The sequence below is a fragment of the Aureimonas phyllosphaerae genome (assembly GCF_900113065.1).
In the GTDB taxonomy this organism is placed as follows: domain Bacteria; phylum Pseudomonadota; class Alphaproteobacteria; order Rhizobiales; family Rhizobiaceae; genus Aureimonas; species Aureimonas phyllosphaerae.
Genome location: NZ_FOOA01000034.1, coordinates 1 through 22,810 on the forward strand (window position 1 = coordinate 1; position 22,810 = coordinate 22,810).

The following is a 22,810-nucleotide window of genomic DNA, read 5'->3' on the forward strand; positions in this document are numbered from 1 at the left end:
CGGCAGGCGGCGCGATGTCGCGCCGCTTCCGGCTCAGGCGAAGAGTTGCCAGCGTTTTGGCATCACGGTGATGGGTGTTCCGGCCTCGCTCGGGGCGTGGGCGGGCAGTTCGACCTCGATCCGGCGTGCGGGGTCGGCGAGGTTGAACTCGGCCATGCGCGCCCCGCCGACGCGCCGCGTCAGCGCGATCTGGCCGGACAGGCCGCGCGCGCTCGGCGCCAGCACCTCGAAGTCGTGCGGGCGCACGAACATGCGCCAGGACCCGTCGCGCGCGTCGGTGCGCCCGAGCGGCACGCCGCCAAACGCGATCTCGCCGCCGCGCACCTCGACCGGCAGCTCGTTCGACTGGCCGATGAAGGAGAAGACGAACGGGCTCTGCGGCCGGTCGTAGATGTCGTCGGCCGAGCCCACCTGCTCGATCCGGCCCTGGCTCATGACGACGACCCGGTCGGCGAGCTCCACCGCCTCGTCCTGGTCGTGGGTGACGAAGACCGTGGTGTGGCCGGTGCGCTCGTGCAACTCGCGCAGCCAGCGCCGCAGGTCCTTGCGCACCTTGGCGTCGAGCGCGCCGAAGGGCTCGTCGAGAAGCAGCACCTTCGGCTCGATCGCCAGCGCCCGGGCGAGCGCCACGCGCTGGCGCTGGCCGCCCGACAGCTGCATCGGGTAGCGCTTGGCCACGTCGGGCAGCTGGATGAGGTCGAGAAGCTCCTGCACCCGGCGCCGGATCTCCGCGCTCGAAGGCCGCGAGGCGCGCTCGCGCACCGACAGGCCGAAGCCGATGTTGCCCTCCACCGTCATGTGCTTGAACAGGGCATAGTGCTGGAACACGAAGCCGACGTTGCGCTCCTGCACGCTTCTGTTCGAGGCGTCCTCGTCGCCGAAGAGGATCCGGCCCGCGGTCGGGAACTCGAGCCCCGCAATGAGGCGCAGAAGCGTCGTCTTGCCGGAGCCCGACGGCCCGAGCAGCGCGATCAGCTCGCCCGAGCGGATGTCGAGCGAGACGTCGTGGAGCGCGGGATAGCGGTCGAATTCCTTGCGGATGTTGCGCACGCCGATCTTCATCAGTGAGAACCCGTCATGTCAGTGGCCGCCGCGGCTGGCCTTGATGTCGCCGGCATAGCGCCATTCGAGGAAGGTCTTGAGGCAGAGCGTGATGAGCGCCAGCATGGCGAGCAGCGTCGCCACGGCGAAGGCCGCCGAGAAGGCGTACTCGTTGTAGAGGATCTCGACATGGAGCGGCATCGTGTTGGTCTCGCCCCGGATCTTGCCGGAGATCACCGCCACCGCCCCGAACTCGCCCATGGCGCGCGCGTTGCAAAGGAGCACGCCGTAGAGGAGCGCCCACTTCACGTTCGGCAGCGTCACGCGCCGGAAGGTCTGCCAGCCGCCGGCGCCCAGCGAGATCGCCGCCTCCTCGTCGCCCGTCCCCTGTTCCTGCATCAGCGGGATCAACTCGCGCGCGACGAAGGGGAGCGTGACGAACACGGTGGCGAGCACGATGCCCGGCAGCGCGAAGACGATCGGAATGCCGGTCGCCTGCACCATCCAGTGGAAATAGCCCTGCGCGCCGAACAGGAGCACGAAGACGAGGCCCGCGATCACCGGCGAGACCGAGAAGGGCAGGTCGATCAAGGTGGTCAGCAGCGTCTTGCCGCGGAACTCGAACTTGGCGATCGCCCAGGCGGCGCACAGGCCAAAGACGAGGTTCACCGGCACCGCGATCGCCGCGACGGTCAGCGTCAGCCGGATCGCGGCGAGCGCGTCCGGGTCGGTGACGGCTTGGGCGAAGGCGTCGACGCCCCCGCGCAGCGCCTCGACGAACACGGCGACGAGCGGCAGGAAGAGGACCAGCGCCAGGAACAGCATGGCCACCGCGATCAGCGTCCACTTCACCGCCGGGCTCTCGTCGGTCGGCGAGGGTCGGCGCGGGCGCAGGGCTTCCACGCCGGGCGCGGCCGCAAGGGTCGTATCAAGCGCCAAGGCCATACCTCCGGCGGCTCCAGGTCTGGATGACGTTGATCGCAAGCAGGATCGCAAAGGAGATGACCAGCATCAGCGCGGCGACCGCGGTCGCGCCGGCATAGTTGAACTCCTCCAGCCGGATCACGATCAGAAGCGGCGCGATCTCCGACACGTAGGGGATGTTGCCGGCGATGAAGATCACCGAGCCGTATTCGCCGATGGAGCGCGCGAGCGCGAGCGCAAAGCCGGTGAGGAGCGCCGGCGTGATCGTCGGCAGCACGACGCGGAACACGGTCTGGAGGCGGCCCGCGCCCAGCGTCGCGGCGGCCTGCTCGAGCTCCCCGTCCATCTCCTCCAGCACCGGCTGCACGGTGCGCACGACGAAGGGCAGCGACACGAAGGTCAGCGCCACGATGACGCCGAGCGGCGAATAGGCGATGCGAAGCCCCCCCTCGCCGAACAGCGGCGCGAAGAGGCCGCCCGGCGCGAACAGCCGCCCGACCCAGCCGTTCGGCGCGTAGAGCGAGGTCAGCGCGATGCCGGCGACGGCGGTCGGCAGCGCGAAGGGCAGGTCGATCGCCGCGTCCACCAGCCGCTTGCCGGGGAAGCGGTAGCGCACGAGCACCCAGGCCAGCAGCAGGCCGAACACGGCGTTGACGACGGCCGAGACCAGCGAGGCGCCGAACGACAGGGTCAGCGCCGAGACGACGCGCCGGTCGCCGGCCAGCGCCAGGAAATCGGAAAGCCCGAGCCCTGCCGCACGCACCGCCAAGGCCGACAACGGCAGAAGCACGATCAGGCTGAGATAGGCCAGCGTCACTCCGAGCGACAGGCCAAAGCCCGGTACGACACTCGGTTGGCGGAAATGAAAGGCCGGGCGGGCCGATACGGCTTGCCGTATCGTAGGTGCCTCGGCAACCGATCCCGGAGGTCGAACCAACCCGGCGTCGACAGCGGATCGCTCGGCATGAAGGAAAAGACGATCCGAGTGCATGCGCCCCGTCCTCGAGAACTCGGAGAAATGAAGTATTCGCCTGGTCTGCGATAGGAAAGATGCTCTCGTGCTAAAGCACGAGCCATGCGATCAGCAGCGTGATCCAGAGGATGGCCGATAGCGCAAGGCCGACGAAAAGCCCGACCGCCGGCTGGAGCTCCTCGGGGCTCGAGACGTCTTCGTGTCGCTGAGAATTTCCAATGACAAGGGGCGTCGTATGGCTGACCATGCTCGGTCCTTTTTCAAGAGAAATCACTCCCGCGACTATAGCGACAATCGTTCGGCTCGCAGCACCGCCTTTAGGCGGTGGTGGGCGGCACCGGAATCTCATCAGGTCGTCAGGTCTCAGGTTCACGCAGCGTGCCGACGGATATCCACCCTCGTCATGACATCAGGATCGCGAGAACGGGCGAGGTCGCAGCTTCCCGGACCCATGGCCACATCGCGCAAGCCGTGCCCCGAAGCCCTCGTTGCAGCCAGTTGGACGAGCGGGCGGATCGCTCCGTGGCCTGGAGGAGCGGGCGAGAGGGGGCGTAGCCGACGGCTTCCACCACACGCCGTCCAGGGCACCTCGCCCTGTAGGCAGCCGGCGCATTCCGGAGGGCGAGGATCGCGAACCTACCGGCCGCGAGGCTGGGCAACGAAGGGCGAGACGGCGACAGAAGCCGGTCGGCCAGCGATGCCGCTCCAGCGGTTTGATGGTTTTTGGGCGGCGCGGCTCGCCGCACGAACAACTGACGTCTCCAGTGTTCAGACCACGTCGGCGCTGCTGAACCCACCAAGCGTGTTGAGGCCCTTGAGGAGCACGGACTGGTCGGCCACGCCATCGGCATTGCTGTCCCAGAACAGCCAGCCGTTGGATGCCGCTGCGATGAACACCACGCTCTTGCCACCGCCCATGGCGGCCTGCGCGGCGGTGACGGCATCGGCGAAAACGTCCGTCGTGATCGCAGCCTCCGCATAGGCCAGCGGGCTGAGCACTCCGTTGACGACGCCAAGGTCGATCACGTCGAAACCGGTGACGAAGTCGAGGATCGTGTCGTTGGTCGTTGCATTCATGGACGTCTCGCCAAGGCCGAAGGCGAAGGTGTCCGCTTCGGCTCCGCCCGACAGGGTGTCGGTTCCTGTCCCGCCAACCACCGTATCCTGGCCCGACTGACCCGACAGCCTGTCGTTCTGGCTGTCGCCCTGGATGAGGTCGTCACCATCCCCGCCGGCAAGGTCGTCGCTTCCCGTGCCTCCGATGAGCGTGTCCTGCCCCCCGCCCGCGTTCAGGAGGTCGCCCCCGTCGCCGCCTTCCAGGCGGTCGTCGCCCTTGCCGCCGTTCAGCGTGTCGTTGCCCGATCCGCCACGCAGGATGTTGGCGGCGCTGTTCCCGTTCATCAGGTTGGATAGCGTATTGCCGGTCCCGTCGATCGCTCCGCTACCGGTCAACGTCAGGTTCTCGACATTGTCCGCGAGCACGTAGCTCACGCCGGCGTTCACGAGATCGGTCCCCTCGTTTGCGAGTTCCACGACCTGATCGTCGTTGGTCGCCACGCCGTCGTCCGTGAAGACGTCGACGTAGAAGACGTCGTTGCCCGTGCCGCCATACATGGCATCCGCGCCCGCGCCGCCATCGATCGTGTCGTTGCCGGCCAATCCGTAGATCGTATCGCCGTAGATCGTAGGCTGCAGCGCCACGTTGATGGCCGTTGGCCCGATCGTGTTGTTGCCGCTGCTGCCCGTGATCGTGCGCCCTGTCTCGTTCACGTCGGTGATCCGGACCGACAAGGTCTGCTCATCGAACAGCTGTCCGTCCGTCGCCTGCACCGTGACGGAATAGATGTTGTCGCGGTCGGTATCGAGCGGCATCTCGAAGTCCGGCGCGGTACGGAACGACAGGGCGCCGGAAATGCTGTCGATCACGAAGAGGCTCGCATCGCTTCCTCCCGAGATCGCGTAGGTGGGGATGGTGCCGTTAGGGTCGCTCGCCGTCACCGTGACGACGGCGGTGAGGTTCTCCACCAAGGTCAGGGAAGCATTCGCTCCCCCGCCACTCGACGTGATGACCGGCGGATCGCTGTCCGCCTTGTCGATCACGGAGACCGACAGAGCCTGCGCATCGATCCCGCCATACCCGTCGTTCGCCGAGACGACCACGTCATAGACGTTGTTCGCGCCGCTATCGCGCGGCATCTCGAAATCTGGTGCCTCGATGAAGCTGAGGGCACCCGTCAGCCGGTCGATCTGGAACAGGGCGGCGTCCGCGCCACCCGAAATGCGGAAGGAGAGGGTCTGGTTGGGATCGGGATCGGTGGCGGCCACCGTCGTCACGACGACGGTGTTCTCCTCGATGGCAAGGTTCGCTGTGTCGCCACCGCCGTCGGAGGTGATCACCGGAGGCGCATTGGTGGCGCCGATCGAAAGGGTCGTATCGATAAACTCGAGGAACTCGACATTGAGGACAAGGTCGGTCCCGTCCGGCGAGCCGCCCCGAAGGTCCGTCACGAGATAGCCGCCGTTGATCGCTCCCTGGATGTCGTAATCCGAGCGCTGCCCGGAGAACATCACCGTATCGACGTTCGCGCCGCCATCCAGCGTGTCGTTTCCGGATCCCGCGATCAGCCGATCGTCGTCGAGGCCGGCCGCCAGAAAATCGTTGCCGCCTCCACCGTTTAGGAGGTCGCTTCCGCTTCCCCCCGCCAGTTCGTCGTCTCCGCCGCCGCCGTACAACTGATCGTTGCCGGAGCCGCCGTCGAGCTTGTCGTTGCCGCCGAGGCCCGCTTCGTCACCATAGAGCGTGTCGTTGCCGGCTTCGCCCAGGAGGTTGTCGCCGCCGAGCCCACCGTAGAGCACGTCGTCATCGTCCCCACCCTCGAGCCGGTCCGTGCGCGCGCCGCCAAAGAGCGTGTCGTTGCCCGCGCTGCCCCGCAGCGTGTCATCGCCGGCGATGTTGTTGAAGCCGAAGTCGTCGCCGTAGAGGAGGTCGTTTCCCTGACCGCCCGTGAGAAGATCCGCGCCACGGCCGCCGATCAGAAGATCGTTGCCGGTATCCCCGTTGATGGTGTCCTTGCCGGCACCTCCGATGATGGTGTCCTGACCGGTGTCGCCGTTGATCAGAATGGATCGCTCGTAGTCGAAGCCGCCGGGCCGCGCGCTGAAGTCAGCCAGATCGTCGCCACCGCCCAGCGAGAACTGCTCGACGGAATCGAAGCCGCCGAAGCCATCCTTCAGGCTCGCGTCGTTGTAGACGATGAAGTCGTTGAGGTTCGAACCGTAGAGCGTGTCGGATTTGTCGTAACCGAGGAAGACGTCCGCCGAGTACTGGATGTTCAAGGCGGTCAGCGTGAACGTCGTCGTCGCGCTCGTCCTGAGGCCCGTCTGCCAATCCAGCCGAGCCAGCACGCCGTCGGCCAAGGCGTCATCCAGACTGCTCGATGTGGTGAAGGCGAAGAAGCTGTCCTGAAGTGCAGTTCCCGAGATGACCGCGCTTCCCAACGCATTGAACGGCATGCCCCACCCCCGATTAAAACCTTGCGAAACTGACGTCTCGATCTCTCGAATTTTTCGGACGGCATCACATTGCTGAAGGCCGCGGCAGGCTGCCAAGAAGTCCGAATGGATAGGGGGCCGCCACCATTCGACTTACGAAGCGACGAAACCAGGAGCGTTCGATGCTTCGTTCCGTCGACAGCGCACCAGGGACTTGTGCATCCAGATCGGTCAGACCCAGCCCTTCCACTTGGCAGGAACTGGAGCTGGCAGGATGGGAAGACGGACGGGCATCGAGGAAGGGAAGCGCCTGCACGTCGATGGTAACCTGACGCAAGCTGGCAAGTTGCTCCCTTAGAACGGCCGCAGTTGGAGCCGATACGGGCCTGATCAAAGCCACCGGTCGCCGTTCGGCTGTCGTCGTGCTCCCTTGCGGTGAATGCCTCTTCGATCGTCTCGTGACGCCTGCCGTCGGTCTCCAACAAAGCCGCAGCATCGACCTGCAAGCGGCCTACGGACGAGAGCAGCGGCCATGATCGGCTTCGTGAGCGAGGGACTGTCTGACAGCGAAGATACCCGGTTTGGCACCCCCGCTCTCAATCGCAACCGGATCGAATGAACCGCTCGACGGCGAACGAGCCTCGACCCTGACCCGACGCAGGATTGGTGAGGAGAACGATCGTCGGTTCGCCGGTTGGGAGCGTCTCGCGCACAACGATCAGCGTCTGTCGACCGATCTGAGCCTTCACCTCGGGCATCCTGTCGCGAAGGGTCCGAAGAGGGTCGAAGTCCATGGCATCTGCTCCGTCCACACGCGTCGCCCATACCCACCGGCCACCGAGGCGAAATCCGAGAGGTGCAAAGCGGTCGAGGTCCAAGGAGACGATACGCGAAGCCAGGACGCGTTGAACGTCCGGTCGCAGGCAAGCCATATGGATGTGAAGGCGATCCTGGGATCGCTCGAATTCGGAATTGATCCCGAGCGCAAAGCCGTTCGGGGGATCGACCGTGGCGTTCCCTGGCGATAGCAGCCAATGACGTTCGCGCCAGGCATCGGCAAAGAAGTTCGGTGCGTTCGCCGCAATCAATCGCGGATCTTCGATGCCGCTGATGCCGGCCAAGGCAGTCAAGATCGTCCTTTGTCGCGTGCCTGGCTCCCGCAGGATTGCATATCCATCGTCATCCGTTCTGCCGGCATCGACAGCGAGGCAGGGAAGGGGTGACGACAGGAGGGACGCGTTCGCACGACAGGCTGCCACGACCACCCCGAGTGCCGAACGGCTGACGGGTTCGAAGCCAATCGACCACAGGCACAGGGCAACTAAGCCCATTATCAGAATGACCCGACGGCGCACTTGATCTCGCTTGGTGAAGGCGGTGGCCTGCCCCCGGTAGGGGGCTCGAACCGAAATCTAAGGCATGGCGGGCTTGTCGGCGACGACTGGGTGACCGGCGAAGCGGATCGTCGCCACGCCGATCCGCATGTACTCGGCAGAGGACAGCGCCGTTGGCATCTGGCACCACCCGCAACTCGCCCGACCGGCCATGGGCAGAGCGGGCCGCGTCACCGTCGAGGCGACGGCCGTCGCGTTCGTCGTGTGGAACCGCAACGGCTCTGACCCGAACTTTGTGAGGCGTCGCAACCTGGACACCGAGGGCGATCGCGGCCCTTCGGCGAGCCAGCCAGCGGTTGCCGGATTGTCGCCTTCCCGGAGTGCTGTTCGAGGGGTGCATCCAAAGCGGCCTGCCTCAGGCTCCGGTTCTGCCAAGGTTCCGCCGATCCGCACCATCGTCATCCCGAGGTCCCGCGCTTCCAGCATCCCGATCAACGCCGCGGGCGCACGTTCCAGACCATCGACGATGTCCTCGTCGATATGGCCGTCGCCATTTAAACCTGCGCCATGCCGCCGTCGACCGGCAGTTCGGCACCCGTGACGAAGCTTGCGTCGTCGCTGGCGAGGAACAGGGCGGCGGCGGCGACTTCATCCGGCCGCCCCATCCGCCCGAGCGGGATCAGCGCTGACAGCGACGCCCGTATCTCCTCCGACGTCGCGGCGAACATGGCCGTATCGGTCGGGCCGGGGCTGACGACGTTGACGCGTATGCCGCGCGGCGCCAGTTCGTTGGCGAAGGTACGAGCGAACGACCGCACGGCGGCCTTGGTGGCACCATAGGCACCGTAGCCCCTCGTGCCGATCTCGCCCGCGATGGAGCCGACGAGCACGATCGAGCCGCCCTCGCCCATGTGTCGTGCGCCCTCCTTCACCGAGAAGACGAGCGATCGGACGTTGAGGCCGAAGGTCCGGTCGAAATGCTCCTCGCTGATGTCGTCGAGCGGCGCAAACTCGGACAGACCCGCATTCACGACGAGGATGTCGATCCGTCCGGCAGTGGCGACGACGCGGCCGATCGCCGCCCCCATATCGGCGATCCGCGAGGCGTCGGCGGTGATGGCGTGGACGGCCTTGCCAGCTGCCGGCACGCCGGCGTCCCTGGGGTGAGCGGACCGGCTGGTGGCGTAGACCTCGGCGCCTTCCGCCAGCAGACGGTGCGCGATCGCGCCGCCGATGCCTCCCGACCCGCCGATGACGAGGGCGATCTTCCGTTCGAGCTTGGTCATGTCGCATCCATCCAGACAATGATGGAGCGTTTGATATAAGATCTATATCTACGGTCAATTACGCACTACGTATAGCGTAGATATCGAAGGTTATACCGATGCCGCAGACGACGACAGCCTCGCGGCGACCCGCGAAGCGCCAGCATGCCGCCTCCGGCGACCCGGTGCAGGAGGCCCTGATCGATGCCCGCGCGACGCGTCCGATCCTCGAACACATCGCCAACAAGTGGTCCGTGCTGATCCTGACGGTTCTTTGCACGCGCCCCTCGCGCTTCAACGAGATCATGCGCCGGCTCGATGGGATCACGCACAAGGCTCTGGCTGATGCCCTGAAGCGGCTGGAGCGCAACGGGCTCATCAAACGCACCATCCTTCCGACCGCGCCGATCGGCGTGGAGTACACGATCACGCCGCTCGGCCAGTCCCTCCAGCAACCCTTCGAGGCGCTGTATGCCTGGGCTCTCGCGCACGGCCCGGAGCTGGAGCGGGCACAGGCAAGGTTCGACGCCCGCTCCGGCACCCCGTCGGAAGACGGCACCGCTTGAAAGCGGGCCTGCCGCTGACCTCGCCCGTGTTTCGAACCGGTCATGCCGCAGGGCTTTGCGCTGGGCGAAGAAGGGGGAGCAGGCCGATCCGGTCGAGGAACTGCTCGCGCACCCGATCCGTCACGGCGAAGGTGACGACCGCTCCATCGCTGGCGGGATCGACGTGGATTTGCAGCGGACGCCATCCCGGCGGCCGTGACACGACATCGGCGACCGCCCTCCCGATCGCGGCGGGATCGGCCCGGTCGGGAACCGTTCCGGCAAGCGCCTCGCAAACCTGATCCGCAAATCCGTCCGGATAGGCGCGCTCATAGGCTTGCGCCACGTCCCCGTCGTCGGGCGAACCGGCATGGGCGAAATCGTTCGTGCCCGACGTGAAGGCGCCCGGCACGATGATCGACGAGTTGACGCGGACGGGGCGAGCCGCTGGGCCGTGAACGCCTCGCTTGGGCCGGAAATCCTGTGGCTGGCGTTGCGGATGAGCATGTCGATCCGCCCAGGTTCCCTGACGATCCGCTCGACGGCGGTGTGGATCGAGTGGTCATCCTGTCGATCCAGCTCGATCGTGCGCAAATCGACGGCGCCGTTTGGCGAGGAGGCGGCAGTCTCTTTGACCTTCCTCCCGTTCGGCGTGCGATCGAGGCCAATCGACGCGTCTTTGACGGGAAGCCGGACCAGAGGTCCTTGCAGGGCGAGCATCGGAAGGCGGAGCCTGCGCCTCTTGCAACCTCGCAGGCAGCCGGACCGCCGTGAGAGAACCCGTCGGCGCCGTCCGGGCATGGCACGACGGGTCCGAATGGTGCAGGACTTCGAAATGCACGACGACGACATCCACCCCGCGGCGGCGACCGCTCCCGGCTATCTCGCCAACCACGCTGCCCGCGCCTTCAATCGCGTGGTGGATGCGGCCCTGAAGCCGCACGGTCTGACGATGGCGCTGATCGGTCCGCTCCTGCTCCTCAACTGGAAGGGACCTCTCCTCCAGCGCGACATCGTCCGATGGTCGGCGACGCGGCAACCGGCCATGGTGGCGCTCCTCGACAAGCTGGAGACGATGGCACTGATCCGCCGCGCGCCGTCGCCGAGCGACCGGCGGGCGGCCTTCATCGAACTCACCGACGCCGGCCGCGACGCCGCGCGGATCGGGAGCGACGCTTTGATCGCCGGTAACGCCAGAGGGCTCGAGGGCTTCTCGAGCGAGGAAGCCGGGCAGCTCGTCGTTCTCCTCCAGAGGTTGGTCGTCAACCTTGACCGCCCGTGACCGAGATATACATCAGTCATGATGTATTTGACCGTTGAGGGCCCAGGCCATGTCCCTGCGCATTCTCGTCTCCGGTGCCAGCGTCGCCGGCAACACGGCGGCCTGGTGGCTTGGCCGTCTCGGTCATGACGTCACGGTAATCGAGCGCGCGGCCGAGTTCCGCGACGGAGGGCAGAATATCGACGTGCGCGGCGTCGGACGCGAGGTCCTGCGTCGCATGGGGCTCGAAGAGGCTGCGCTCGAACGGGGCACCGGCGAGGAGGGTACGACCTGGATCGACGAAGACGGCGAGGTCGTCGCCCGATTTGCCACCGACGAGATCGACGGCGATGGACCCACGGCCGAGATGGAAATCCTGCGCGGCGATCTGGCGCGCCTCCTGTATGAGCCGGCGCGGGAATACGCCACCTATCGTTTCGGCGAGACGATCGAGCGGATCGCCGACGATAGCGAGCGGGCCCGCGTCACCTTCGTCGGCGGTGCGACCGAGAGTTTCGATCTGGTCGTCGTGGCGGAGGGCGTCGGGTCGCGAACGCGCGAGAGGGTGTTTCCCGGCGAAAACGACCCGCGCTGGATGGACCTGACCATCGCCTACTTCACCATTCCCCGCGCGCCGGACGACAACCGGATATGGCGCTGGTACAACGCGACGGGCGGACGGAGCATCTCGCTGCGGCCGGACCGGCACGGAACGACGCGGGCCAGCCTCACCATCCAGCAGCCGCCGGGCGGCGAGCATGAATGGGACGTGGAACGCCAGAAGGCCTACATGCGCGAGCGCTTCGCGGATGCCGGATGGCAGGCGGACCGTGTGCTGGCCGGCATGCACGATACGCAGGACTTCTATTTCGACGTCCTCCGGCAGGTGCGTCTGAAGCGCTGGTCCAGTGGCCGCGTCGTCCTGACCGGTGACGCCGCCTGGTGCGCGACGCCGCTCGCCGGAATCGGAGCGACGCTCGCAGTGACCGGCGCCTACGTGCTGGCGAGCGAGGTTCATCGCGGCAGTGACGTGACCGCCGCCCTCGCGGCCTACGAGGCGGCGATGCGGCCCATGGTCGAGGACGGGCAGGGCGTTCCGAAGATCACGCCGAGAATGATGCATCCGCGCAGCCGGCTTGGCATCCACCTCCTGCATGGCGCGCTCGGCCTCGCAAGCCGGCCGACGGTGCGTAATCTCGCAGCCAAAGTCTTCGCGTCCGAACCGAAGGCGCCCGATCTGTCGGCCTATCCCGTCGCTGCCGATCCGTGACCCCGCAAGGACTGGACCCTTACCCTCTTCCAACGGCACCTTCGAACCCTGAAGGAACTCAAAGCGGGCGCTATTCGATGCGATCCGTTGAATCGATGCGGGTCACATAAGTTCCGAACGCCTCGACCAGATGTTCGAACACGACCGCGATACGCGGCGTGCGCCTCAGGTCGATATGCGTCACGATCCAGGTGTCGATGGCATGGACCAGCCGATCGGGCAGCACGGCGACGAGATCGGTGTCGGCGTATCCGATCGGGGCCTGCAGAACGCCGATACCCAGCCCCGCTCGGATCGCCGCCGCCTGCGCCGCATGGCTGTCCGTGCGGATCGCAAACCTTGGATGCGGCAGGGACGGCAGCAGCGCTTCCGCGATCGCCAAGTCGCTCGGAGCTCGGTCGGGGCCGATCAGGGCATGATCGGCGAAGTCCTCGACCGTCTGCGGCAAGCCGTTCCGTCCGACATAATCGCGATGGGCGAAGAAGTGCAACGGGACTGCGCCGACATGCTGGGCAAGCAACGCGTCCTGGCGCGGCGGATGCATGCGGACGGCGATGTCGGCCTCCTGATCGAGCAGGTCGGCGGGAAGGTTGCTGAGCGTCATCTCGATCGCCAGGGCGGGAAAGCGCTCGCGAAGCGGCGCCAGCATGGCGGGCAGTACTTCAATGCCGACGAATTCCGAGACGGAGACGCGCACGGTGCCGCCGATGCCATCTCGAGGCGCTGCGGCGGCGCGCACGAAGGCTTCGGATGCCGAGGCCATCGTGCGCGCATAGGAACCGAGCGTCACGGCCTGCTCGGTCGGCACCAGCCCGTTGGGCGAGCGGGTGAAGAGCGCAAGGCCCAATTGCGCCTCAAGGGTCTCGATCCGCCGTCGGACGGTGGGTTGGGCGAGCGCCAGTCTGCGCGCCGCGCCGGAGAGGCTGCCACTCTCCAGTACCGCGAGAAAGGTTCGTTGATCCTCCCACTCGATCCCTCTGCTCATCAAAACATGATGAGCCATGGGCAAGAGATTGGCAATTCCTGGCAGGTTCATCGAGTGGCATGGTGTGCGCATTCACATGGGCATCGGAGAGACCCCAATGAGCGACAGGACAGCCTTAGTACTGGGGGCAACCGGCGGCGTGGGTGGTGCGATCGCGGCCACCCTGGCCAGCCGCGGATGGACCGTACGCGGGCTCGCTCGCGATCCAGGGAAGGCGTCGGCAGGCTGGCCGTCTCATCGCAGGCCGATCGACTGGGTGGGCGGCGATGCCATGAGCCGCGGCGATGTCGTGAAGGCCGCGCAGGGTGCGGCCGCCATTGTGCATGCCGTCAATCCACCGGGCTATCGAAACTGGGAAACGCTCGTGCTGCCAATGATCGACAACAGCATCGCCGCGGCTCGCGCCGCCGGCGGCGCCCGAATCGTACTGCCGGGGACGATCTACAACTTCGATCCGGCGACGACCCCGGTGATCGACGCGCAGAGCCCACAGCGACCGCGCACTCGCAAGGGTCGTGTTCGTGTCGAACTCGAACAGCGAATGGAGGATGCGGCGACCAGCGGGGTCCCGGGTCTGGTGGTCCGGGCCGGCGATTTCTTCGGTGCCGATGCGCGGTCGAGTTGGTTCGGGCAGGTCATGGCGAAATCCGACGGTCCGCTTCGACGGATCATCGATCCAGTCAGGCCGGGGATCGGGCACGCCTGGGCCTATCTGCCCGACCTTGCGGAAGCCATCACGCAACTGATGGAGATGGAGGATCGGCTGCTTCCCTTCGAGCGCGTTCAGTTCGCGGGTTTCTGGGACGGGAACGGAACGGCGATGCCGGCTGCGATCCGGGGGGTGGTCGGACGCCCGGATCTGCCTGTCCGGCGCTTTCCATGGTGGATCGTGAGCCTTCTCTCTCCCTTTGGCGGCTTCCCGCGCGAAGCGGCCGAGATTGAACCTCATTGGCGCTTTCCGGTGCAGCTCGACAATCAACGTCTGGTGGCGCTTCTTGGCGAGGAGCCACGCACGCCGATCGATGTTGCACTGAGGGCAACCCTCGGGATGAAAGCGGAATGATCGGTCGGCGCGCATCTTGCGGAACGAGTCGAACGAGGCCCCTGCCATTCCCGAAAGCCGGGAGACGACCGGGCGTTCGGTTCTTCCAGAATGTCCTCAGGGATATCATTCCGTGTTCTGCCGTTTGAGAACGTCGATGAACGCGCGAAGCGTCGACGGCACGTGGCGGCGACCGGGATAGTAGAGGCAAAATCCCGGATAGGCAGGACACCAGTCGTCCAGGACGCGGACGAGCCGACCGTCGCGCAGGTCCTCCAGTGCGAAGTACTCCGCAACGAACGCGATCCCGAGCCCGCCCACCGCGGCCGCGACCATCAGCCGGTTGTCGTCGAGCGTCAGCGATCCCGGCACATTCATGGCGAGTTCCTGTCCATGCTTCTCGAACTCCCAACGGTAGAGCTTCCCGCTGGGCAGCCGATGGCGGATGCATCGATGGCGGTGCAGGTCGTCGGGAACGAAGGGAGATCCGAACGCCTCGATGTATAGTGGCGCGGCAACGGCCAGGAAGCGAACGTCGCTGCCGAACGGCACCGCGATCATGTCCTGGGGAACGGACTCGCGCAGCCGGACCCCGGCATCGACGATGTCGATCAGGCGTCCGTCGGTGACGAGATCGAGCTCGACGCCTGGATGGAGTTCGGCGAAGGTCTTCGCCGTCGTCTCCAGGAGTATGGCCGCGGCACCGAGGCCGCAGTTGATGCGCAACGTACCGGCAAGATTGCCGGCATCGCTGCGCACCGCATCGAGCGTTTCATCGAGATCGCGCAGGAGCGGGATGAGGCGGCGCAGGAGGGCATCGCCCGCCTCCGTGGCCGAGACACTGCGCGTCGTCCGGTTGAGGAGCCGTGCGCCCAGCTTGCGTTCGAGGGCGATCACGGCGTGACTGAGGGTCGAGCGCGAAACTCCAAGCGCATCGGCGGCCAGGCGAAAGCTGCGATGGCGCGCTGGCCTGCCCCCGTTAGGTGGCCCGGTTCAAATCTAATGCATGGTTGGCTTGACGTGCCCCCGGTTTTTGGACCGCCCGGCTGGAGGATTTCCGGGGGGTGATTGCTCAGGGGGGGGCAGGCTGCCGTCCGAGCGTTTCATCAGATCGATCGGGGTCTTGTGGCCGATCGAGCTGTGTGGGCGAACTTCGTTGTAGTCTCTACGCCAAGCCTCCATCTTGGCCTTCGCGTCGTCAAGGCTTATGAACCAGTGGGTGTTCAGGCACTCGGCTCGGAACTTGCTGTTGAAGGACTCGATGAAGGCGTTGTCGGTCGGTTTGCCAGGCCGCGAGAAGTCGAGGACGACGTCCTTCTGGTAGGCCCAAAGGTCGAGGTCTCGCGAGATGAACTCCGATCCCTGGTCGACCCGGATGGCCTTGGGGTAGCCAACCTCACCGCAGATGCGCTCCAGCGCTCGGACCACGTCTTCGCCTCGGTAGCTGAAGCGCGGATCGATCGCCGGCGAGAACCGCGAGAACGTGTCGACGACCGTCAGGATGCGCAGCTTGCGTCCCGTTGCGAGCTGGTCGTGGACGAAGTCCATGGCCCATGTCTGGTTCACATGGGTCGCCACCGTCCGGTCGTCCCGCAGCTTGGCCTTCACGCGTCGCTTCGGCACCTTGTTCCTGAGCTGCAGGTCCATCTCCTTGTAAAGACGATAGATCCGCTTCGGATTCACCGCCCATCCCTCCTGTCGTAGGAGAACGTGGACACGACGATATCCGTATCGCACCCGCGTCCGCGTGATCTCCTGGATCCGGGTCTTCAGATCGGCCTGATCGCCGCGCCGGGACTTGTAAGTGTAGAGCGAGCGTCCAACCTTCAGAGCCGAACAGGCCCGTCTGATCGACACCTTCCAGGACGCTCGAACCTCGTCCACCAACTGGCGCCGGCGAGCAGGCCTCAGAGCTTTTTTGACAGAACGTCCTGCAGCATGGCCTTGTCCAGCGATAGATCCGCGACAAGCCGCTTCAGCTTCGCGTTCTCCTCCTCGATCTGGCGCAGCTTCCTCATCTCGGACGGCATCATCCCACCGTGCCGCTTGCGCCAGTTATAAAACGTCGCCTCCGATATCCCGGCTTTCCGACAGACCTCGGCAACCGCCGTTCCCTCGTCAGCCTGCTTCAGGACGAACGCGATCTGCGCCTCGGTGAACTTCGACTTCTTCATGGAATTCTCCTCGTCCCGATCCCGGGATCATATTTGGAAAATTCCAGCTCAAAACGGTCCGATTTTCTGGAGGCACGTCAAGCCCTGATGGTCCCGGAAGGGCTCAGTTTCGTCGCTTCATGCACAACGGCCCCGCCGGCCGATGCGCCTATCGGCTCTACGTCCCCGCACGAAAGGGCGAGGGGCCACGTCCGCTCCTGGTGATGTTGCATGGCTGCACGCAAGATCCAGAGGACTTCGCGACGGGCACGCGAATGAACGAGATTGCGGAAGAGGCGAACCTCCTCGTTGCGTATCCAGAGCAGGATCGGTCGGCCAACGCCCACCTTTGCTGGAACTGGTTCGATCCGGCGCATCAGCGCGGCGGCTCGGGCGAGCCGGCGATCCTGGGCGGCATTGTCGAGGACATTGCCCGGAGCCATGCGGTCGACCGCGAGCGGATCTTCGCTGCGGGCCTTTCGGCCGGCGGTGCGATGGCCGCCGTGCTTGGATCGGCCCGGCCCGATCTCTTCGCGGCCGTGGGCATCCATTCGGGACTGCCGTACGCCAGCGCCCGCGATGTGGGCTCGGCGCTCGCCGTCATGCGTAGTGGAAAAGCCGCAGCACGAGGCGGGGTCCCGAGTGTGCCGACCATCGTCTTCCACGGAACGCGAGACACAACCGTGCATCCCGCCAATGGGGATCGGCTCGCCGGTCTCAACCCGGCGGAGCAAACCGGCGGCGACACCATCACCGGTGCGGCGAACGGGCGAGCCTTCACGCGCACCCGTTGCCCCGCTCGGGGATCGAGGCCGGTGGTGGAACATTGGCGTGTCGAAGGACTCGGCCACGCCTGGTCCGGAGGAAACGCGTCTGGATCCTTTGCAGATCCCATCGGTCCTGACGCCTCTCGGGAGATGGTTCGGTTCTTCTTCGAGGTTGCCGGGGGAAATACCTAGCACCTTAACCCATGACACTCGTCACGTTCAGCCGAAAGGAGGTACCAGTCGTTAGTGGTCTCCCGTTCTCTGCTTAGGACAGGAGAGAATCTCGATCACTTGGATCCATCCTTCTTCTCGGCCGCAGTACCGATGGTATGGGCCGGAACTGACCAATCAGGAGCCAGCGGGGCAATGGCAGCTTCGCGCCTATATCGACCAGCCAGCCAGCATGCTGCTACCGACTTCAAGCAGATATGAAACTGCGCGATAAAGAACTGCCAATCGCTATTCCGAAGCGCATTTCGCTCACATCGATAGGCAGCATAGCCTGCCCATGTCGCCATCGAGTTTCGCAACTTTCCCAGTAATCGCTGGCCCGCTCCGACGTTGACAAAAGGAATCACTTATCACTAAGTGGTCTGACCACGGACGGATCACCTGATGAGCAGTGACGTTTCCATCACGCGCGGCGACACCGACACCCTAAGCGGCTACGAGCGCGTCGTCTCGTTCCTGCGCGAGCAGCTTCTGTCGGGCCAGTTGAAGACCGGCGACTGCCTCCTGCCCGAGCGTGAGCTGTCGGCCCGGCTCAACGTCAGCCGCCCCATGCTGCGCGAAGCGCTTCGCGCCCTCGCGATGATCGGCGCCGTCGAGATCCGCCATGGCGTCGGCACGATCGTGAAGCGGCCGGACGTCTCGACCCTCGGCGAGTTCTTCTCCTTCGTGCTGGCGCAGCAGGCCGATGTCATCGACGACATCATGGAAGCGCGCATCGCGATCGAGCACCATGCCGTGCGTCTCGCCTGCCGCCGGGCGACGCAGCCCGATCTCGACCGGATCGCCGACGCCTTGAAGCTGATCGCCGAGACCATTCATCACGTCGAGGCGGGCGGCGCCGCCGACTTCTGCTTCCACGAGGCGATCGTACGTGCCGCCCATTCGCCGACGCTCGTCAGCATCTACGGCTCCCTCTCGGCTCTGATGATGCGCTCGCATCTCGACCGCCGTGAGCAGATCATGCGGATCGAGGGGATCGACGAGTTCCTGATCGACCACCACCGGCTCATCTTCTCCGCGATCGTCGATCGCGACGTACCGAAGGCCGACGACCTCCTCACCCGCCATTTCGAGATCGGTGCCGAGTTCCGGCGCCGGGCGACCATGCTCGAGACCGCACACCGGATGGGGGAGCGCCGAGGCGCAGCCTCGCCTGCCGTCCCATCGAACGACCCGAACGCAAGGACCCATCCATGAAGATCGTCATCGGCAGCGACCACGCCGGCTTTCCGCTGAAGGCTCAGGTGATCGACCATCTGAGGGCCGGGGGGCACGAGATCGAGGACGTGGGAAGCTTCGATCCGAACCCCGTCGACTTCCCCGACATCGCCCGCCTCGTCTGCGACAAGGTGCGCGGCAAGGAGGCCGAGCGCGGCCTTCTCGTCTGCGGCACCGGCGTCGGCGCCGCGATCGCGGCCAACAAGATCCGCGGCATCCGCGCCGCCGTCTGCCACGACGTCCATTCGGCCCACCAGTCGGTGGAGCACGACGACGTCAATGTCATGTGCATCGGGGCCCAAATCGTCGGCCCTTGGCTCGCCAACGACCTCGTCGACGCCTTCTTCGCCGCCGAGTTCGACCGCAACGAGGACTTCGTGCGCCGCGTCGACAAGCTCGCCCAGCTCGAAACCGCGGACTGACCCATCGGACGACGGCTTCGGGAGGAGGTCAGGGATGAACGACACAGACGCGATGCGGGTCGGCTTCGTCGGCCTCGGCACGATGGGCCGCGAGATGGCGCGCATCCTGGTCGAGGCGGGGTATGCAGTCACCGCCCACGACATCGATCCGGCGGCCGTCGAAGCCCTAGCGACGATCGGGGCCCGGCCCGCGTTGAGCGTGGCGGATGTCGGCGCGAGCGCGGACGTCGTCGTCACCATGCTGCCCGATACCCCGCATGTCGAGGAGGTGGCCCTCGGCGTGGGCGGTCTCGTCGAGACGATGCGTCCGGGCACCGTCCTCGTCGACATGAGCACGATCTCGCCGGCCGCGACCCGCACCATGGCGGAACGTCTGGCCGCCTCCGGCATCTCCATGCTCGACGCGCCCGTATCGGGCGGCCCGATCGGTGCGAAGAACGCGACGCTCTCGATCATGGTGGGGGGCGACGCGGAGGCCTTCGAGCGTGTCCGGCCGGTCCTGTCCGCCATGGGCACGACGATTTCGCACGTGGGCGCCAGCGGCGCCGGCCAGACGGTGAAGCTCTGCAACCAGCTCGTCTGCGGCGTGAACCTTCAGGCCATCTGCGAGGCGCTGGCGCTCGGCCGCGCCTGCGGGGTCGATCTCGACCAGATGCGCGACGTGCTCCTAGGCGGCTCGGCCTCGTCCTGGATGCTCGACAAGCTCGGCCCCGCGATGATCGCGGGAGACGCCGGAGCGGGCTTTCGCATCGACCTGATGCTGAAGGACCTGCGCCTGACGCTCGAGATGGCGCAGGCGCGCTCGGTGCCGCTGCCTGCGACCTCGCTCGTCACCACGCAGTATCTCGAGGCCAAGGCGCATGGCGAGGGCGCCAACGGCAACCAGGCCCTGTTCCGCGTCTACGACCGAATGACCGGGCAGCGCGCCGCCGGCGCGCCGGACGGGCGGCCATGAGCCTCGATTTCACCGCCATCTTTGCCCGCTGGCAGATGCTGCAGGACGGTCTGCTCCTCACCATCCAGCTTGCGGCCGTGACGACGCTGACCGGATTTCTGATCGGCACAATCTGCGCGATCGCCCGCCGGTCAAGCCTGAGTTGGGCATCCAGGGCAGCGGGCATCTACATCGAGAGCATCCGCAATACGCCGTTCCTCGTGCAGATCTTCGTCGTCTATTTCGGGCTATCAAGCCTCGGCTTCTCGTTCTCCGCCGTTACCGTCGCGATCATCGCGCTGACCATCAATGTCGGCGCCTACACGGCCGAGATTATGCGCGCCGGCTTCGATTCCGTGCATCGAGGACAGTGGGAGGCGGCCGAGTGCCTTGGCCTGTCGAAGACCAAGGCCTACTGGCACGTCGCACTGCGCCCGGCGATGGAGCGCGTCTACCCCTCGCTCACCAGCCAGTTCATCCTCCTAATGCTGGCCTCTTCCGTCACCTCGCAGATCTCCGTCGAGGAGTTGACGGCCGCCGCCAACTTCATCCAGTCCGAGACCTACCGCCCCTTCGAGACCTTCCTTGTCGCCGCCGTCCTCTACCTCGCGCTGTCGCTCGTGATGCGCCTCGTCTTCTGGCTTTTCGGCCTCCTCATCTTTCCGCGGCTGCGACGCCTCGGAACGGCACTGTAGGGGGACGCGGCCATGAACACCGCCGTCAATCTCGGCCACCTCCAGTTCCTCCTCACCGGCGCCCTGTGGACGCTCGTCCTGTCGCTGATGGCCTTCGTCGGCGGAGCCGTCGTCGGCTTCCTCGTCGCGCTCGGCCGCACTGCGCCCTGGCGTGCCCTGCGGGTCGTCACCGGCGCCTACGTCACGGTGGTGCAGGGCACGCCGCTCCTCATCATCCTCTTCATCACCTATTTCGGTCTGCCGACGCTTGGCTATTCGATCTCACCGCTCTTGGCGGCCGGTCTGTCGCTGACGATCTATGTCGGCGCCTATCTCGGCGAGATCTGGCGCGGCTGCCTCCAGTCGGTGCCGAAAGCCCAGTGGGAAGCGGCCGAATGTCTGGCGCTTTCGAAGACCAGCCGGATGTTCCAGGTGATCCTGCCGCAGGCGATCCGCATCGCGACGCCGCCGACCGTCGGCTTCTGCGTTCAGATCATTAAGAACACCTCGCTCGCCTCCGTGGTCGGCTTCGTGGAACTCGCGCGCGCGGGGCAGCTGATCAACAACTCGATCTTCGAGCCCTTCCTGATCTACGTGATCGTCGCCGCTCTCTACTTCTGCCTCTGCTACCCGGTGTCGCTTCTCAGCCGCCGCCTGGAGCAGCGCGGCGCGGCGCGTCTTCGCACCCTCAAGGCGCTGTCGGCATGACCGCGGCTCCCACCCAGGATACAGCCATGCCCATCGTCGCCCTCAAGGACGTCAGGAAGAGCTTCGGGTCCGTCCAGGTGCTGCACGGCGTCTCGTTCTTTGTCGAGAAGGGCGAGGTTGTCGCGCTGATCGGGGCGAGCGGCTCGGGCAAGTCCACGGCGCTGCGCTGCATCGACCGGCTGGAGGTGATCGACAGCGGCGAGATCGAGGTCTGCGGCCACCGGGTCGACGACCCCAAGCTCGACCTCAGGCGGCTGCGGCAGGACGTCGGCATCGTCTTCCAGAGTTACAACCTCTTCCCGCACCTGACGATCGCCGAGAACATCATGCTGGCGCCCCGCTCGGTGAAGAAGATGTCGAAGGCAGAGGCGCGGGCAGTGGCCGAGGGCGTGCTCGCCAAGGTGGGCCTTGCCGAGAAGGCGGACCAGTATCCCGAGCAGCTGTCGGGCGGCCAGCAGCAGCGCGCCGCGATCGCCCGCTCGCTGGCGATGGAGCCAAAGGTCATGCTCTTCGACGAGGTGACCTCGGCGCTCGACCCCAAGCTCACCGGCGAGGTCCTGCGCGTCATTGAGAGTCTGGCCGCCGGCGGCATGACGATGATCATGGTGACGCACGAGATGAACTTCGCCCGGCGCATCGCCGACCAGGTCGTGTTCATGCACCAGGGTCGCATCCACGAGCACGGGCCGGCCGGGATTCTCGACCGGCCGACAACGCCAGAGCTGCGCGACTTCGTCGCCGAAGAACTGTGACGGCGGGGCGACCCAGAACCCGCCGCATCAAGGGAGGAACTCCATGAAGCTAAAGACGCTCACCGCCGTTGCCGCGGTTCTCGCAACGCTTGCCGCCGGCGTCGCGCCGGCCGCTGCCGATGCGCTTGCCGACATCATGGCCGCCAAGAAGATCCGTATTGCCACCGACATGGCGATCCCGCCGTCAGGGATGCTGGACGCCAACCTCCAGCCGACGGGCTCCGACGTCGAGACGGCAAAGCTCCTCGCCGCCGACTGGGGCCTGGAACTCGAGTTCGTCCAGACCACGGGCGCGACGCGCATCCCGAACCTTCAGACCAACAAGGCCGACATCGTGATCTCGACCCTGTCGGTCACGCCTCAGCGCGCTGAGGTGATCGACTTCTCCAAACCCTATGCCGCGCTCCAGTCGGTGGTCGGCGCGCCGAAGGCGTCGACCATCGCCGGCTGGGACGACGTTCGCGGCCAGGCGATCACGGTGACCCGCGGCACGACGCAGGACACCGAACTGACGGGCCTCGCCTCGGAGAAGGGTTTCACCGTCACCCGCTACGACGACGACGCCACGATGGTGACGGCGGCCGTCAGCGGCCAAGCCAAGATGGTGGCGACCTCCGCGACGCTTGTGAACCAGATCGGCCAGCGCAACCCCGACCTCGCCTACGAGCCGAAGTTCGTGATCCGCACCTTCGATCTCGCCATCGGACTTCGCAAGAACGAGCCCGAACTGAAGGCCAAGCTCGACGAATGGGTCGCAGCCAACCTCAAGAACGGCAAGCTCAACGAGATCTACCAGCGCTTTCACGGCTCCGCCCTGCC

22 protein-coding genes and 1 pseudogene are annotated in these 22,810 nt (G+C 65.9%); 12 read left to right on the forward strand and 11 right to left on the reverse strand.

The features are described from left to right. Positions 1-33: 33 nt before the first annotated feature. From BM175_RS21125 to BM175_RS21155, 7 genes are all read right to left on the reverse strand, one after another. Positions 34-1,062, reverse strand: a complete 1,029-nt coding sequence (locus tag BM175_RS21125) for a sulfate/molybdate ABC transporter ATP-binding protein (RefSeq protein WP_090963688.1) — start codon at positions 1,060-1,062, stop codon at positions 34-36. A gap of 18 nt (positions 1,063-1,080) precedes the next feature. Then, positions 1,081-1,986, reverse strand: a complete 906-nt coding sequence (cysW, locus tag BM175_RS21130) for a sulfate ABC transporter permease subunit CysW (RefSeq protein WP_090963686.1) — start codon at positions 1,984-1,986, stop codon at positions 1,081-1,083. Next, on the reverse strand, positions 1,970-2,956 hold the full coding sequence (cysT, locus tag BM175_RS21135) for a sulfate ABC transporter permease subunit CysT (RefSeq protein ID WP_090966659.1): 987 nt from the start codon (positions 2,954-2,956) through the stop codon (positions 1,970-1,972). The genes cysW and cysT overlap by 17 nt, the downstream gene beginning before the upstream one ends. Before the next feature lie 70 nt (positions 2,957-3,026). Then, the gene (locus tag BM175_RS22890; RefSeq protein ID WP_175526960.1) at positions 3,027-3,185 is read right to left on the reverse strand and encodes a hypothetical protein; all 159 of its coding nucleotides are present in this window, start codon (positions 3,183-3,185) and stop codon (positions 3,027-3,029) included. A 521-nt stretch (positions 3,186-3,706) separates the two neighbouring features. After that, on the reverse strand, positions 3,707-6,451 hold the full coding sequence (locus tag BM175_RS23280) for a cadherin domain-containing protein (RefSeq protein ID WP_090966661.1): 2,745 nt from the start codon (positions 6,449-6,451) through the stop codon (positions 3,707-3,709). A gap of 575 nt (positions 6,452-7,026) precedes the next feature. Next, the gene (locus tag BM175_RS21145) at positions 7,027-7,761 is read right to left on the reverse strand and encodes a CDP-diacylglycerol diphosphatase (protein ID WP_090966662.1); all 735 of its coding nucleotides are present in this window, start codon (positions 7,759-7,761) and stop codon (positions 7,027-7,029) included. A gap of 557 nt (positions 7,762-8,318) precedes the next feature. Continuing rightward, entirely contained in the window at positions 8,319-9,050 is a 732-nt protein-coding gene (locus BM175_RS21155; protein WP_090966666.1) for an SDR family NAD(P)-dependent oxidoreductase, read from the reverse strand. Between the two features lie 98 nt (positions 9,051-9,148). On the opposite strand from BM175_RS21155, the gene BM175_RS21160 reads away from it, so the two are divergent. After that, positions 9,149-9,595, forward strand: a complete 447-nt coding sequence (locus BM175_RS21160; protein ID WP_090966668.1) for a winged helix-turn-helix transcriptional regulator — start codon at positions 9,149-9,151, stop codon at positions 9,593-9,595. A gap of 40 nt (positions 9,596-9,635) precedes the next feature. Here the strand turns inward: BM175_RS21160 and BM175_RS21165 are convergent, their stop codons facing one another. Beyond that, a complete protein-coding gene (locus BM175_RS21165; RefSeq protein WP_090966670.1) occupies positions 9,636-9,986 on the reverse strand; it encodes a hypothetical protein in 351 nt (116 codons plus the stop codon). 423 nt (positions 9,987-10,409) lie between these two features. Here BM175_RS21165 and BM175_RS21170 point away from each other — a divergent pair, with 423 nt between their 5' ends. Together BM175_RS21170 and BM175_RS21175 are read left to right on the forward strand one after the other, a co-directional pair. After that, entirely contained in the window at positions 10,410-10,856 is a 447-nt protein-coding gene (locus tag BM175_RS21170; protein ID WP_090966680.1) for a MarR family winged helix-turn-helix transcriptional regulator, read from the forward strand. Between the two features lie 49 nt (positions 10,857-10,905). Then, positions 10,906-12,105: an FAD-dependent monooxygenase gene (locus BM175_RS21175; RefSeq protein ID WP_090966672.1), complete on the forward strand. Its 1,200-nt coding sequence runs from the start codon at positions 10,906-10,908 to the stop codon at positions 12,103-12,105. 70 nt (positions 12,106-12,175) lie between these two features. Here the strand turns inward: BM175_RS21175 and BM175_RS21180 are convergent, their stop codons facing one another. Further along, positions 12,176-13,090 (reverse strand): LysR family transcriptional regulator, encoded by a 915-nt coding sequence (locus tag BM175_RS21180; RefSeq protein WP_090966682.1) that lies wholly within the window; start codon positions 13,088-13,090, stop codon positions 12,176-12,178. A gap of 97 nt (positions 13,091-13,187) precedes the next feature. Here BM175_RS21180 and BM175_RS21185 point away from each other — a divergent pair, with 97 nt between their 5' ends. Continuing rightward, positions 13,188-14,153, forward strand: coding sequence for an NAD(P)H-binding protein (locus BM175_RS21185; RefSeq protein ID WP_090966674.1), 966 nt, complete (start codon positions 13,188-13,190; stop codon positions 14,151-14,153). Between the two features lie 105 nt (positions 14,154-14,258). On the opposite strand, the pseudogene BM175_RS21190 reads toward BM175_RS21185, so the two are convergent. After that, positions 14,259-15,092: pseudogene (locus BM175_RS21190) on the reverse strand (LysR family transcriptional regulator); the annotation flags it as partial. Positions 15,093-15,131: 39 nt separating this feature from the next. Further along, positions 15,132-16,306 (reverse strand): IS3 family transposase gene (locus tag BM175_RS21195; protein WP_425285298.1). Its coding sequence is split into 2 segments (ribosomal slippage): positions 15,132-16,054 and positions 16,054-16,306, totalling 1,176 coding nucleotides; the frame shifts between segments, so codons are not numbered across the junction. 119 nt (positions 16,307-16,425) lie between these two features. On the opposite strand from BM175_RS21195, the gene BM175_RS21200 reads away from it, so the two are divergent. From BM175_RS21200 to BM175_RS21235, 8 genes are all read left to right on the forward strand, one after another. After that, positions 16,426-17,244 carry an extracellular catalytic domain type 1 short-chain-length polyhydroxyalkanoate depolymerase gene (locus BM175_RS21200; RefSeq protein ID WP_090966678.1) on the forward strand — a complete coding sequence of 273 codons (819 nt, stop codon included), beginning with the start codon at positions 16,426-16,428 and terminating at the stop codon, positions 17,242-17,244. A 423-nt stretch (positions 17,245-17,667) separates the two neighbouring features. Next, positions 17,668-18,480, forward strand: a complete 813-nt coding sequence (locus BM175_RS21205) for a FadR/GntR family transcriptional regulator (protein WP_090963727.1) — start codon at positions 17,668-17,670, stop codon at positions 18,478-18,480. Then, the gene (gene rpiB / locus BM175_RS21210; RefSeq protein WP_090963725.1) at positions 18,477-18,923 is read left to right on the forward strand and encodes a ribose 5-phosphate isomerase B; all 447 of its coding nucleotides are present in this window, start codon (positions 18,477-18,479) and stop codon (positions 18,921-18,923) included. Before BM175_RS21205 ends, rpiB begins: the two co-directional genes overlap by 4 nt. 34 nt (positions 18,924-18,957) lie before the next feature. Then, positions 18,958-19,878: an NAD(P)-dependent oxidoreductase gene (locus tag BM175_RS21215; RefSeq protein ID WP_090963723.1), complete on the forward strand. Its 921-nt coding sequence runs from the start codon at positions 18,958-18,960 to the stop codon at positions 19,876-19,878. Further along, positions 19,875-20,552 (forward strand): amino acid ABC transporter permease, encoded by a 678-nt coding sequence (locus tag BM175_RS21220; protein WP_090963721.1) that lies wholly within the window; start codon positions 19,875-19,877, stop codon positions 20,550-20,552. The genes BM175_RS21215 and BM175_RS21220 overlap by 4 nt, the downstream gene beginning before the upstream one ends. A 12-nt stretch (positions 20,553-20,564) precedes the next feature. Continuing rightward, on the forward strand, positions 20,565-21,239 hold the full coding sequence (locus BM175_RS21225) for an amino acid ABC transporter permease (RefSeq protein WP_090963719.1): 675 nt from the start codon (positions 20,565-20,567) through the stop codon (positions 21,237-21,239). A gap of 26 nt (positions 21,240-21,265) precedes the next feature. Continuing rightward, the gene (locus tag BM175_RS21230; RefSeq protein ID WP_090963717.1) at positions 21,266-21,991 is read left to right on the forward strand and encodes an amino acid ABC transporter ATP-binding protein; all 726 of its coding nucleotides are present in this window, start codon (positions 21,266-21,268) and stop codon (positions 21,989-21,991) included. A 43-nt stretch (positions 21,992-22,034) separates the two neighbouring features. Beyond that, positions 22,035-22,810 (forward strand): transporter substrate-binding domain-containing protein (locus BM175_RS21235; RefSeq protein WP_090963715.1); only part of this gene is annotated, 776 nt, incomplete at its 3' end.